The sequence below is a fragment of the Curtobacterium sp. VKM Ac-2889 genome, assembly GCF_015350855.1.
Lineage (GTDB): Bacteria > Actinomycetota > Actinomycetes > Actinomycetales > Microbacteriaceae > Curtobacterium > Curtobacterium poinsettiae.
The window spans coordinates 135,602-148,189 of record NZ_JADKSC010000002.1 but is presented as its reverse complement, the minus strand read 5'-3'; the positions used below and the strand labels follow the sequence as shown (position 1 = coordinate 148,189).

Below are 12,588 nucleotides of genomic sequence, written 5' to 3'. Positions count from 1 at the left end.
TTGCCGATCAGGTTTGCTCGAAGGGCCGACGCCTGGGACACTTGCCCGCGGTGGACATCACACTCATAGTCGTCCTGGTCATCGCGTTGGCCCTCTTCTTCGACTTCACAAACGGTTTTCACGACACCGCCAACGCGATGGCGACCCCGATCGCGACCGGCGCCATGAAGCCCAAGGTGGCGGTCACCGTCGCTGCGGTGCTCAACCTGGTCGGTGCGTTCCTCAGCACCGCCGTGGCGACGTCGATCTCGCACGGGCTGATCAACGAGGGCCCCGGTGGCGTCGCGATCAGCCCCGAGATGATCTTCGCGGGCTTGATCGGGGCAGTCGTCTGGAACATGATCACGTGGCTCCGCGGGCTGCCGTCGTCGTCGTCGCACGCGTTGTTCGGCGGGCTGATCGGTGCCGCGATCGTCGGTGCCGGGTTCCAGTCGGTCAACTACGTCGCGCTGCTGACGGTCGTGATCATCCCGGCGTTCGCCTCGCCCGTGATCGCGGCGCTCGTGTCGTTCCTGTCGACGCGCATCGCGTACCGGATCACCAAGCGGCCGGTGTTCCCGAACGAGCGCGGCGGGTTCCGGATCGGGCAGGTCTTCACCAGCTCGATGGTGTCCCTGGCGCACGGCACCAACGACGCGCAGAAGACGATGGGCGTCATCACGCTGACCCTCATCGCCTCGGGCGCGCAGTCGTCCAACCAGGGCGTGCAGTTCTGGGTCGTCGTGGCCTGTGCCCTCGCGATCGCGCTCGGTACCTACACGGGTGGCTGGCGCATCATCCGCACGCTCGGCTCGGGCATCACCGAGATCCGGGCGACCCAGGGCTTCGCGGCCGAGGCCTCGACCGCGGCGACGATCCTCGCCTCCAGCCACCTCGGCTTCGCGCTGTCCACCACGCAGGTGTCCTCGGGTTCCATCATCGGTGCCGGGCTCGGCCGCCGGGGCTCGAAGATCCAGTGGTCGACCGCCGGCAAGATCGTCATCGCCTGGTTCATCACCCTGCCTGCCGCTGCTGCGGTCGGTGCCGTCGCTTCCGGGATCGCCCGTCTCGGCGTCATCGGGCTCGTGATCGACGCCGTGGTCGGTGCCGCCGTCATCCTCGGCCTGTACCTCTGGTCGCTCCGCAAGCCGCACGAGCAGGCCTCGGCCATCGAGGTCGACGTCGCCGCGAACGCGGTCCTGACCCGCAAGGAGCTGCGCGACATGCAGCGCAAGAAGCGCGCCGACGCGGTCGCCGAGCGTCGCGCCGAACTGAGCCGCGAGCGGACGCTCCGTCGCATGGCGGCCCGCAAGGGAGGCCGTCGCTGATGGGCATCGACTGGTTTGCATTCCTCACCGTGGCGCTCGTCGCCGTGGTCTCGTCGTGCTTCGTCGTCGCCGTGTACTCGGTCGGCCTCCGTCTCTGGAGCGCCGCCGACACCCGCGCCGGCAAGTTCACCGTGAAGGACGACGGCACGATCGGTCCGGCCACCGCGGGCTTCCCGAACCCGGCCGGCGCCTCGACGGCTACACGTGCACTCCGTGCCGCTGCCGTCGCGTGCTTCGTCGTGTGCGGCGCCGTCGTGCTCTACGGCATCTACCTCATCGTTCCGCAGTTCCACTGACGGGCGCGCTCACCGAGTGAGCAGAAAACGCCGGGTCGCCCTTCGCGACCCGGCGTCTTCTGCTCACTCGTCGTGTGTTCGCCGCGCTCGGGGGGCGGACGGGAGGCCCGTGGCGGCCTGGCACCGCGCCTCCCGTCCGTCCCGGACGAGCGGGCGAAATGCCGGCGTGCGTTACCGAGGCGACCGCGTTATTTCGCCCGCTCGCGTGGTCGGCGCGCTTGGTGAGCAGAAGATGTCGGCTCGGGGCGCGCGACCCGACATCTTCTGCTCACGAAGTGCACGGGCGGGCGCCCGCGGCGCGAGCGGGCGGAATACCCGCCTCCGCGTTCGCGCCCACCCCGCCATTTCGCCCGCTCGCGTTTCGGGGCGTGACCGTGGGGCCGGACGGGAGGCCCGTGGCGGCCTGGCGCCGCGCCTCCCGTCCGTCCCGGGCGAGCGGGCGGAATGCCGGCGTGCGATACCGAGGCGACCGCGGCATTCCGCCCGCTCGCGCAGGAACGCGCCGCTCTGCACCGTCCCGGCGCGTTCCCGGACCGGCTGGACGGACCGGACTAGCCTCGACGTGTGACCGGCAACGAGGAGGCACCTGTGACGACGACGCGGACCGAGAGCGACTCGCTGGGATCACGGGAGGTCCCGAACGACGCCTACTGGGGCATCAACACGTTGCGGGCGCTGGAGAACTTCCCGATCACCTCCGTGCCGATCGCCGTGTACCCGGACCTCATCGAGGCGCTCGTCACCGTGAAGCAGGCGGCGGCGCGGGCGAACCGGGCGATCGGTGTCCTCGACGAGGAGCGCGCCGACGCGATCGACCGCGCGGCGCAGGAAGTGCGCGACGGGGCGCTCCGCGAGCAGTTCGTCGTCGACGTCGTACAGGGCGGCGCAGGCACGAGCACGAACATGAACACGAACGAGGTGCTCGCCAACCGAGCACTCGAACTCCTGGGCCGTGCGCGGGGCGACTACGCGTACCTGCACCCGATCGACCACGTGAACCGCAGCCAGTCGACGAACGACACGTACCCGACGAGCATCAAGATCGCGATGATCTTCGGCGTCCGGCGGCTGATCGTGCAGCTCGAGGAACTCTCCGCCGCGTTCGCCGAGCGGGGCCGCGCCTTCGCCGACGTGCTCAAGGTCGGCCGGACGCAGCTGCAGGACGCCGTGCCGATGACCCTCGGGCAGGAGTTCACCGGCTTCTCGCACACCATCCAGGAGGACGCGGAGATGCTCCGCAAGGTGATGCCGTTGCTCGCCGAGATGAACCTCGGCGCGACGGCCATCGGCACCGGGATCACCGCGGACCCGCTCTACCGCGACGAGGTCCGCCGGCAGCTGCAGGAGGCGAGCGGGATCGACGTCGTCACCGCCCCCGACCTCATCGAGGCGACGAGCGACGCCGGCGCCTTCATGACGCTGTCCGGCACGGTCAAGCGCAGCGCCGCGAAGCTCTCGAAGATCTGCAACGACCTGCGGCTGCTGTCGTCCGGCCCGCAGGCGGGCCTCGGCGAGATCACCCTGCCCGCTCGCCAGGCCGGTTCGTCGATCATGCCGGGCAAGGTGAACCCGGTGATCCCCGAGGTCGTGAACCAGATCGCCTACGCGGTCGCCGGAGCCGACACCACGGTGACCATGGCGGCGGAGAGCGGCCAGCTCCAGCTCAACGCCTTCGAGCCGATCATCGCCCACTCGATCCTGCAGTCCCTGCAGTGGATGTCCCGTGGCTGTGCGACCCTCCGTGAGCACTGCGTCGTCGGCATCGAGGCGAACGAGGCGAAGCTCGCCGCCCAGGTCGACACGAACGTCGGCGTCGTCACCGCGCTGACGCCGTACATCGGGTACGCGGCCGCGGCGTCGATCGCGCACACGGCGTTGACCACTTCGACGCCGATCTCGACGCTCGTCGTGGCCGCGGGCCTGATGGACGAGGACCAGGTCATGCGGGTGCTCAGCCCGGCACGGCTGTCGGGGATCGAGCTGGCGACCGGCGCCATCCCGATCGTCACCGAGGAGATGCTGGACGCCGAGGCGCGCAAGCGCTGACGCGGGGCGTCCGCGGCAACGAGCGCGCGCACGCCACTCGTCAGGGCAGCGGCCGCTCGCCCACCCGCACCTGCTGCGCCATCGCCCGCAGCTGCTCCTCGCCCGGGGTCAGCTCGGCGTCCTCGTCCTCGGCCACCCGAGCGGCTTCGGCCTCGGCCCGGACGTGCTGCGCTGCAGCGATGTCCTGGTCCCGCCAGCGCGCGAGCGTGAAGTTCCGGGTGACGTCCCGCAGCGGCAGCCGGATCGACTCGTCCGCTTCGATGCCGGCCATCAGCTGCCGCATCCGGATCACCTCGGAGTCGAGTTCCCCGCCGACCACGAGCACGAAGTTCGAGATGTAGAGGTACACGAGCAGCAGGATCGCGCCGCCGAGCCACCCGTAGGCACGGTTCCCGCCGCCGAGGGTCTCCACGTAGAGCGCGAACCCGAGGGTGGCGATGGCCCAGGTCACGATCGCGAACGCGGCACCGGCCGACACCCACCGCAGCTGCGGGGTCTTCACGTTCGGCGTCGCGTAGTACAGCACCGCCACCATCACGACCAGGTCGACCGCGAGCACCGGCCACTTCGCCACGTTCCACACGTCGTCGATCCAGGGCGCCCACCCGAGCTGCCGGATGACGGCCTCGGAGATCGTCGGGGTGCCGAGCAGGATGACGATCGCGACGGCACCGCCGACCATGACGAGCAGCGTGACGAGGAGCATCATGCTGCGGAACTTCCAGATCCGCCGACCCTCCTCGACCTCGTACGCGGTGTTCATCGCCCGCCCGAACGCCGTCGCGTAGCCGGACAGCGACCAGAGCGTCAGCACGACGCCGATCGTGAACCCGAGCCACGGGTTGTCCAGGGTCAGCAGCTGCCGGAGCGGGCCCTCGAGGTGCGACGCGGTCTCGGGCCGGACGATGAACCCGAGGACCTCGACGATGTCGGTCAGGCTGTCGCCCTTGCGGTCCACGATGGACAGGGCCGACACCACCGCCAGCGCGGTCGGGAAGACGGTCAGCAGGGCGAAGAACGTCAGCGACGCGGCCGCGTCGACGACGCGGTGCCGGATGACGGAGTGGTAGGTGCGCCGGACGACGGCGCGGACTCCCGTCCGCTGGAGATCGCGCGATGCGCTGTCCGGCATGTGTCGTACGGTACCCGACACGTGCGGCCCTGGAGGCCCGTGGCGGGCCCGCCCCGCGCCTCCCGACCGCCTGTTGGTCGCGCTGGTGCGCCTGCAAGACACCGGTGTTCACGCTCCGCACCGCGGAACGCGGGTGTTCGAAGTGCGAACACCGGTGTTATGCGCACCAGGACCGACCGGTCAGTTGGCGTGGGGCTGCAGGGCGTCGTAGCGGCGGAACGACGGGACCATCCGGACGAGGAGCGCGACGAGGCCGATGATCAGCACGCCGCCGATGACCGGCGGGTACGCGATGCCGGCCGCGACGACCAGGCCGGCGTACAGGTCGCCGAGCCGCGGACCGCCCGTGACCACCACGATGAAGATGCCCTGCAGCCGACCGCGCATGCCGTCCGGCGACGCTGCCTGCAGGATCGTGTTCCGGAACACCGAGCTGACGTTGTCCGCGCCGCCGGCCATCGCCAGGAACAGCGCCGCGAGCCCGAGCGCGGGCAGGATCTCGACCCCGAACGCCTCACCCGAGCGGCCGCCCAGGACGTGTGCCAGCGCGATGACCACACCGAACGCCGCGATCGCCCCGCCGTACGCCGTGATGGCCCAGCCGACGGCCTCACCCTGGCGTCGGACGTGTCCGAGCGGCCCGGAGAACACGCTCGACAGCAGCGCTCCGATCGCGTACGCGGCGGTCAGGGTGCCGACCGTGATCGACCCGCCGCCGATGACGAGCGCCCCGATCGCGGGGAACAGCACGCGCGGCTGCCCGAACGTCATCGCGACGATGTCGAGCACGAAGGTCATCGTGATGTTGCGCGACCGCCGCAGGAACCTCGCACCCTCGATGAGCGAGCCGAGCCCCGGCCGCAGCGCGTCGTGGTCGGCAGCCATCCGCGGCAGCGTGAACACCCCGAGGAACGCGAACGTGAACAGCACGACGTCGATCGTGTACGTCGGCGCGAAGCCCACGGTCGCGATGAGCACACCGGCGATCGCCGGTCCTACGGTGACCTGGAACCCCGACGCGATCCCGCCCAGGGCGCTCGCCGCGGGCAGCAGCTCGGTGCCGACGAGCCGCGGGACGATGGCCGAGCGGGACGCGTTGCTGACGGTGGCGGCGACGGCGTTCACCGTGGCGAGTACGTAGAGCAAGAGGACGCTGTGCAGGTCGAGCCAGGCGTGGGTGGCGATCAGGGCGACCGCGACCCACGCGATGATCGAGGACACGAGCGCGACGAGGCGCCGGTCGAAGGCGTCCGCGAGCATCCCGCCGTACAGACCGGCGACGATCATCGGCACGAGCGCGATGACACCCACCAGGGCCACGGCGAAGGTCGAGCGGGTGATCTCGTAGACCTCGAGCCCGACGGCCACGGTGGTCATCTGGGTGCCGATGCCGGCGATCGCGGTGCCCGCCCAGAGCCGGGCGAAGGCGGGGGAGCGGCGGAGCGGGGTCAGGTCGGCGAGCAGACGGCGGCGCGGCGGTGCGGGAGTCGATGGTGTCACGGTGGAACCATTCTGCGGGCTGGACGCTCGTTGCGCGTGCCCGGTGCGCCCTCTGGTTGACTGATCGGCATGACTGACCTGAACAGCAAGCCCGAGTTCGACGCCCCCGAGGGCCCCGCCCCCACCGAGCTCGTCGTCACCGACATCGTCGAGGGCTCCGGCGAAGAAGCGTCCGCCGGCTCGACCGTCAAGGTCCACTACGCCGGCGTCGAGTACGAGACCGGCGAGGAGTTCGACAGCTCCTGGAACCGCGGCGAGCCCATCGACTTCCCGCTCGCGGCGCTGGTGCGCGGCTGGCAGGAGGGCATCCCCGGCATGAAGGTCGGCGGCCGCCGCAAGCTCGTCGTCCCGCCGGAGCTCGCCTACGGCCCCGCCGGTGGGGGCCACTTCCTGTCCGGCAAGACCCTCATCTTCGTGATCGACCTGCTCGGGGTCCGCTGATGCAGGTCGGTGCCCCGACGATCGAGCTGAACGACGGCCACCGGTTCCCGGAACTCGGCCTCGGCACCTACGGGCTGAACGGCGACGAGGGTGCGGCCGCGGTCGGCACCGCGATCGCGGGCGGCTACCGGCTGCTCGACACGGCGCTGAACTACGGCAACGAGGACGCCGTCGGCAAGGCCGTCCGCGAGTCCGAGGTGGCGCGCGAGGACCTCGTCGTCACCTCGAAGCTCCCCGGCCGCCACCACGGCTACGACGAGGCGCACCGCTCGATCGACGAGACCCTCGGCAACCTGGGGCTCGACCACGTCGACCTGTACCTGATCCACTGGCCGAACCCGTCGGTGGACAAGTTCGTCGACACCTGGAAGGCGTTCGTCGACCTGCGCGACAGCGGCAAGGTGCGCTCGATCGGCGTCTCGAACTTCACGCCGGAGCACCTCCGCCGCATCGTCGACGCCACCGGGGTCGCCCCGGCCGTCAACCAGGTCGAGCTGCACCCGTACTTCCCCCAGGCGGAACTGCGGAAGGTGCACCAGGAGCTCGGCATCGTGACCGAGAGCTGGAGCCCGCTCGCGAAGCGGTCGGAACTGCTCACCGAGCAGCCGATCGTCGACGCTGCCGCCGCACACGGGGTGGCCCCCGGCCAGGTCGTCCTGCGCTGGCACGTCCAGCTCGGTGCCGTGCCGGTGCCGAAGTCGGGCGACGCCGCCCGCCAGAAGGAGAACCTCGACGTCTTCGGCTTCGAGCTGACCGACGACGAGGTGCAGGCGATCTCCGCGCTCGAGCGCGGCCGCCTGTGGGACGGTGACCCGGACACGCACGAAGAGATGTAGACGGGTCGCGGACGCGCGGACGTCCGGACCGGAGGCGCGGTGCCAGCTGGCGCCGCGCCTCCAGTCATCCGTGTCGGTGCGCCGGGACTACACTGGACACCCCTCTTTCCCGAAGGGTTGTGTGTGTCCGAACCGACCGAGATCGACCGTGAGCGCGGCTACGTCGACGGCCTCTTCCGTCGTCTCGACGAGCTGACCGCCGAGGCCGAACAGCGCCTCGCCGAGACCCGCCGACAGGCGGTCGGCGGGAACCACCAGAGCCGCAGCGAGCGCGACGCGTACGCCCGGCTCTACGAGGACACCGTCGCGACGCTCGAGCGGGTGGGGGACCGTCTGGTCTTCGGCCGGCTCGAGGTCGCCGAGCCCGACAACCCCGACGACACCTTCCGGTACATCGGCCGCGTGGGGCTGCGCGACGCCGAGCACCGGCCGCTCCTGCTCGACTGGCGCGTCCCCGGTGCCAGTGCTTTCTACCAGGCCACCGCGGCGCACCCGATGGGCATGCGCTCCCGCCGGCACCTGTCCCTGCAGGGTCGTCGGGTGGTCGGCGTCGAGGACGAGGTGTTCGACGCCTCGCTCTACGACGACGAGCGCACCCACCTGCAGGGCGAGGGCGCGCTGCTCGCCGCGGTCACCGCCGAGCGCACGGGCCGGATGACCGACATCGTCGCGACGATCCAGGGCGAGCAGGACCGCATCATCCGCTCCCCGCTCGAGGGCGTGCTCATCGTGCAGGGCGGTCCCGGCACCGGCAAGACCGCCGTGGCGCTGCACCGCGCCGCCTACCTGCTCTACTCGTACCGCGAGCGGCTACGGGGCTCCGGCGTGCTCATGGTCGGACCGTCCCCGGCCTTCCTGACGTACATCGAGCAGGTGCTCCCGTCGCTCGGCGAGACCGGCGTCGTGATGGCCTCACTCGGCTCGCTCTACCCGGGCGTGCACGCGACGACGCACGACACCCGCGACGTCGCCGCCGTGAAGGGCGCCGCCCAGATGGCGTCGCTGCTGCGCCGGGCGGTGCGCTCGCGCCAGGTCGTACCGACCGAGTCGGTCACGCTCGACATCGAGGGCGAGCGGCTCGTCGTGTCGCCGCAGCTCGTCGCCGACGCCATGAAGCGCGCGCAGGACCGCGGCAAGCCGCACAACGCCGCCCGTGTCACGTTCAACAAGATCGCCCTCGACGCGATGACGCGCCTGCTCGCCGAGCAGCTGCGGGAGCGCGGCACCACGGTGGACGAAGCCGACGAGAAGGTCCTGCGCGAGGACATCCGGAGCTCGTACGACGCCCGTGTCCTGCTCAACACCGCGTGGCTGCCGCTGCCGCCCGAGAAGTTCCTCGAGGACCTCTACGCCCGGCCGAACTGGCTCGCCTCGCTCACCCCCGACTGGACACCGGAGCGCCGCGCCCTGCTGCAGCGTGCCCGCGGGACGGCCTGGACCGTCGAGGACGTCCCCCTGCTCGACGAGGCCGCCGAACTGCTCGGCCCGTTCGACCCGACCGGCGGCGCCGCCAAGCGCGCCGCGAAGGCCAGCCGGAACCGCGACATCGAGAACGCCCGCCAGGCGATCGAGAACATGGGCGTCGAGGGCATCGTCAGCGCCGAGCAGGTCGCCGGCTCGTTCGCCGAGGGCGGCGACCCCCGCTCCACCGCAGAGCGCGCCGCGGACGACCGCGAGTGGACCTACGGCCACATCGTCGTCGACGAGGCGCAGGAGCTCTCGCCGATGCAGTGGCGCGTGCTCGCCCGCCGCAACCCGCTGCGCTCGTTCACGATCGTCGGCGACATGGCGCAGGGTTCCTCGCCGGGTGCCGCGCGCACGTGGGACGACGTCATCGGGGCGCTCGCGCGTCGCCGACGCGGCCGTGCGCCGCAGGTGCCGCTCGACCACCGCATCGAGCAGCTGACGGTCAACTACCGCACCCCGCGCTCCATCGTCGAGGCCGCCGGGGCCTTCGCGGACAGCGCCGGGCTGACGGTCACCCGCAACGAGGCCGTGCGCGACGGCGACCCCGTCGAGCGTGTCCGCGTCGCGCGGGCCGACCTGCTCGACACGGTCGTGGCCGTCGCCGACGCCGAGCGTGTCCGGATCGGGTCCGGCACCATCGGTGTCATCGTCCCCGAGTCCCAGGTCGACACCGTCCGGCAGCGGCTCGCCCGCACCGAGGCGGACGTCCGGGGGCTCGCCTCGCCGACCGCCGGGTCGCTCACGGTGCTGACCGGCGCGGACGCCAAGGGCCTGGAGTTCGACGGCGTGCTGCTCGTCGACCCGGACGGCGTGGGTGCCGACGCGGCCCGTGCCGCCGCAGCGGTCTACGTCGCGATGACGCGTCCGACGCGTCGCCTGACGGTCATCGACGTCGACTGACGCGGGCGGGCGGTGGCGTCCCCGCGGGGCGGACAGGAGGCACGGTGCGGGTCCGCCACGCGCCTCCCGGCTCAGGTCGGGTCGCCCTCGGACCGCACCCGCTCGACCAGGTCGGCCCACGGTCCGTCCAGGTGGCGGCCGGGGATGGTCACGGTGGTGCGCTCGACGGTGATCGTCCAGCTGAAGTCGTCGGGGACGGGCGCGGCCGTCGGTGCCGGGGTGCGCCGCAGCGCGTCGACGACGTCGGACCACGCCGCGGGGTCGCTGCTCGCGTCGGTGTCGACCCGCCAGCGCCGGACGGTACCGGCGAAGCCCCCGGAGCGGCGGACCTCGATGCGCATGGCCCCGACGCTACGCCCGGGACGGGTGCTCAGTCGAGCACGCCCACCCGCTGCCAGGCCTGACGGACCGCGATGTGCTCGGCGGAGCCGTCCCCGAACCGTCGTACGGCTGCGTCGACGGTGACGGTGGCGAAGCCCGCGAAGTCGATCGAGGCGGTCACCTCCGGCGAGGTCAGGGCGTCCCACCAGACGGCGCCGGCTCCCTGCCAGGCGGGCCCACCGATGGCGGTGGCCGCCAGGAAGAAGGCGTGGTTCGGGATGCCCGAGTTGGTGTGCACCCCACCGGCGTCGTCGGTGGTGACGACGAACCCGGCCATGGTCGCCGGTTGCGGGTCCTTGCCGAGCACCGGATCGTCGTAGGCGGTCCCTGGTGCCCGCATCGAGCGGAGCGCGTCGCCCTGCACGGCGTCGGTGAACAGCCCCTCGCCGATGAGCCAGCTGGCCTGCTCGGCCGTCTGACCCGCCGCGTACTGGGCGACGAGGGAACCGAACACGTCGCTGATCGACTCGTTCAGGGCCCCCGACTGCCCCTGGTAGGTCAGGTCGGCGGTGTACTGCGTGACACCGTGCACGAGCTCGTGGCCGATGACGTCGAGGGCGATGGTGAAGCGGCGGAACACCTCGTCGTCGCCGTCGCCGAACACCATCCTGCTGCCGTCCCAGTAGGCGTTGTCGTAGTCCTGGCCGTAGTGCACGGTGGCGTCGAGGGGGGAGCCCGGCGCCGTCGATGGACACCCGGTCGAACACCTCGAGCCAGAAGGCGTGCGTGGCGCCGAGGCCCGCGTACGCCTCGTCGACCGCGGTGTCGCCGGTGTCGGCGTCGCCCTCGCGCCGGACGAGGGTGCCGGGCAGCGTCGTGGTGCCGTGCGCGTCGGTGATGGTGCGCTGCGGGGAACGGTCGACGGTGCCGCTGAGGCTGCGCGGCGCGACCAGGTGCTCGTGCTTCGGCGCCTGCACGGTGTCGAGCGAGGCCAGCGCGGTGCGTGCCGCCGAGGCCGCACGGGGGAACGCGTCGGCGTCGGCGACCGCGCGGAGCAGGTAGGGCGGGACGACGGAGCGGATGCGGTCGGTCGCGGTCATGCGCTCATGCAACCACCGGGCACCGACACGGCCCTGCACGGGGGTTGTCGGGTGGTGGCCGTCAGTCGCGCTTGCGATGCTCGACGAGGGCGAGCGCGTACGACTCCCACCACTGGCCGGCCGCGGGGCCACCGTTGCATGTGCCGTCGCTGAGCCCCGGCGTCTTGACCCAGAGCAGCGCGTCGAGCCGGGTGCTCCCGCCGGTGACGTGCGGCTCCTGGCCGAGGCCCGCGCCCTCGGGGTTGCACCAGGTGCCCCGCCACCCCTGCCCGTTGCGGGAGACGTCGATGACGAAGTGCGGGTCGCCACCGACCGCGTCGGCGAGCTCGTCGGCGTACGTGCGCTCCTGGTCGACCCGGTAGAAGTTCGACACGTTCGTGAAGAAGCCCTGCACCTCGTCGATGCCGGCCTGCCGCAGCCAGTCCGCCATGGTCGCGGTCGGCACGCGGTTCTCGTTGCCGCCGTCCAGGTACACGGTGAGCCCGTGACCGGTCAGCGCGTCGACGGCCTTCCGCAGCAGGGGCAGACGTTCGTCGCGCAGCCGTTCGCAGTTCTGGATCTGCGCGATGGAATCGGGTTCGACGAGCACGACTGCGTGCGAGCCGGCCATCGCACGGACGGCGGACCGGACCCACGGCAGGTAGGCGTCGTCCTCGGTGCCGCCCTTCGAGTAGCTGCCGCAGTCGCGGTCGGGGATGCTGTACAGGACGAACACCGGGGTGCCGCCACGTTCCTTCGCGGTGGCGACCACGGACCGGATGGTCGACCGGGTCTCGGAGCGCGAGGTGTTCGTCAGCCAGGTCGCGATCGGCTGGTCGGCGATGACCGCGATCTGCTCGGCGGTCTGGGCGTCGCCCTCGGCCCGGGCCTGGCGCTCGCGGATGCCGGCCTGGTTCACCGCGGTCGGCTGGCGCGCGAGTCCGCCGGGGAACGCCTCGGCCGCGGACTTCCGCTCGGACACGGCTCGCCCGCTCGGGGTGCCGTCCCCGTCCGGCGGGCCACCGTTCCAGGGGCCGACGACCACGAGCGTCGTCACGACCGCGGCGGCGACGACGGCCGCCGCGGCGATCCACCCCCACTGCCGCAGGCCGCCGGTGCGGTTGCGGCGGGGGGTGCTGGGTGCCTCGTGCTCCGGCATGCTGCGGTGCTCCCTGATCTGCCCGTGCGGTGTCGGTGGTGCGGGCAGCGGTCGTGCCCGGACCCATGCTGACAGGTGCGGGGGAGTCCTGACCAGGGCCGAGC

10 protein-coding genes and 1 pseudogene are annotated in these 12,588 nt (G+C 71.8%); 6 read left to right on the top strand and 5 right to left on the bottom strand.

Translation table 11 applies throughout. The annotated features are described in order from the left end of the window. Positions 1-50 precede the first annotated feature (50 nt). The 3 genes from ITJ50_RS06575 (at position 51) to ITJ50_RS06565 (ending at position 3,649) form a co-directional block, all read left to right on the top strand. Positions 51-1,307 (top strand): inorganic phosphate transporter, encoded by a 1,257-nt coding sequence (locus ITJ50_RS06575; RefSeq protein WP_040418878.1) that lies wholly within the window; start codon positions 51-53, stop codon positions 1,305-1,307. Continuing rightward, on the top strand, positions 1,307-1,603 hold the full coding sequence (locus tag ITJ50_RS06570) for a hypothetical protein (RefSeq protein ID WP_017885946.1): 297 nt from the start codon (positions 1,307-1,309) through the stop codon (positions 1,601-1,603). Before ITJ50_RS06575 ends, ITJ50_RS06570 begins: the two co-directional genes overlap by 1 nt. A 564-nt stretch (positions 1,604-2,167) precedes the next feature. Further along, positions 2,168-3,649, top strand: coding sequence for an aspartate ammonia-lyase (locus tag ITJ50_RS06565; RefSeq protein WP_017885945.1), 1,482 nt, complete (start codon positions 2,168-2,170; stop codon positions 3,647-3,649). A gap of 40 nt (positions 3,650-3,689) precedes the next feature. Here the strand turns inward: ITJ50_RS06565 and ITJ50_RS06560 are convergent, their stop codons facing one another. Beyond that, a complete protein-coding gene (locus ITJ50_RS06560; RefSeq protein ID WP_071252344.1) occupies positions 3,690-4,781 on the bottom strand; it encodes a YihY/virulence factor BrkB family protein in 1,092 nt (363 codons plus the stop codon). 180 nt (positions 4,782-4,961) lie between these two features. Beyond that, entirely contained in the window at positions 4,962-6,281 is a 1,320-nt protein-coding gene (locus tag ITJ50_RS06555; RefSeq protein ID WP_194590171.1) for an MFS transporter, read from the bottom strand. Positions 6,282-6,350: 69 nt separating this feature from the next. On the opposite strand from ITJ50_RS06555, the gene ITJ50_RS06550 reads away from it, so the two are divergent. From ITJ50_RS06550 to ITJ50_RS06540, 3 genes are all read left to right on the top strand, one after another. Further along, a complete protein-coding gene (locus ITJ50_RS06550; RefSeq protein WP_017885942.1) occupies positions 6,351-6,722 on the top strand; it encodes an FKBP-type peptidyl-prolyl cis-trans isomerase in 372 nt (123 codons plus the stop codon). After that, complete coding sequence (locus ITJ50_RS06545; RefSeq protein ID WP_071252346.1) at positions 6,722-7,558, top strand: aldo/keto reductase; 837 nt, start codon at positions 6,722-6,724, stop codon at positions 7,556-7,558. The genes ITJ50_RS06550 and ITJ50_RS06545 overlap by 1 nt, the downstream gene beginning before the upstream one ends. A 123-nt stretch (positions 7,559-7,681) precedes the next feature. Then, complete coding sequence (locus ITJ50_RS06540) at positions 7,682-9,925, top strand: HelD family protein (protein ID WP_017885940.1); 2,244 nt, start codon at positions 7,682-7,684, stop codon at positions 9,923-9,925. Between the two features lie 71 nt (positions 9,926-9,996). Here the strand turns inward: ITJ50_RS06540 and ITJ50_RS06535 are convergent, their stop codons facing one another. The 3 genes and pseudogenes from ITJ50_RS06535 to ITJ50_RS06525 all read right to left on the bottom strand — a co-directional run bounded on the left by ITJ50_RS06535 (position 9,997) and on the right by ITJ50_RS06525 (position 12,484). Beyond that, positions 9,997-10,266 carry a protealysin inhibitor emfourin gene (locus ITJ50_RS06535; protein WP_017885939.1) on the bottom strand — a complete coding sequence of 90 codons (270 nt, stop codon included), beginning with the start codon at positions 10,264-10,266 and terminating at the stop codon, positions 9,997-9,999. 29 nt (positions 10,267-10,295) lie between these two features. Then, positions 10,296-11,346: pseudogene (locus ITJ50_RS06530) on the bottom strand (M4 family metallopeptidase). Positions 11,347-11,407: 61 nt separating this feature from the next. Beyond that, on the bottom strand, positions 11,408-12,484 hold the full coding sequence (locus ITJ50_RS06525; RefSeq protein WP_194590170.1) for a glycoside hydrolase family 6 protein: 1,077 nt from the start codon (positions 12,482-12,484) through the stop codon (positions 11,408-11,410). Between the last annotated feature and the right edge of the window lie 104 nt (positions 12,485-12,588).

What these genes read in the sequence shown, in the direction of transcription:
- ITJ50_RS06570 (WP_017885946.1), top strand. Translation starts at nt 1,307, where the DNA reads ATGGGCATCGACTGGTTTGCATTCCTCACCGTGGCGCTCGTCGCCGTG.
- ITJ50_RS06545 (WP_071252346.1), top strand. Translation starts at nt 6,722, where the DNA reads ATGCAGGTCGGTGCCCCGACGATCGAGCTGAACGACGGCCACCGGTTC.
- ITJ50_RS06535 (WP_017885939.1), bottom strand. Translation starts at nt 10,266, where the DNA reads ATGCGCATCGAGGTCCGCCGCTCCGGGGGCTTCGCCGGTACCGTCCGG.
- ITJ50_RS06550 (WP_017885942.1), top strand. Translation starts at nt 6,351, where the DNA reads ATGACTGACCTGAACAGCAAGCCCGAGTTCGACGCCCCCGAGGGCCCC.
- ITJ50_RS06560 (WP_071252344.1), bottom strand. Translation starts at nt 4,781, where the DNA reads ATGCCGGACAGCGCATCGCGCGATCTCCAGCGGACGGGAGTCCGCGCC.
- ITJ50_RS06525 (WP_194590170.1), bottom strand. Translation starts at nt 12,484, where the DNA reads ATGCCGGAGCACGAGGCACCCAGCACCCCCCGCCGCAACCGCACCGGC.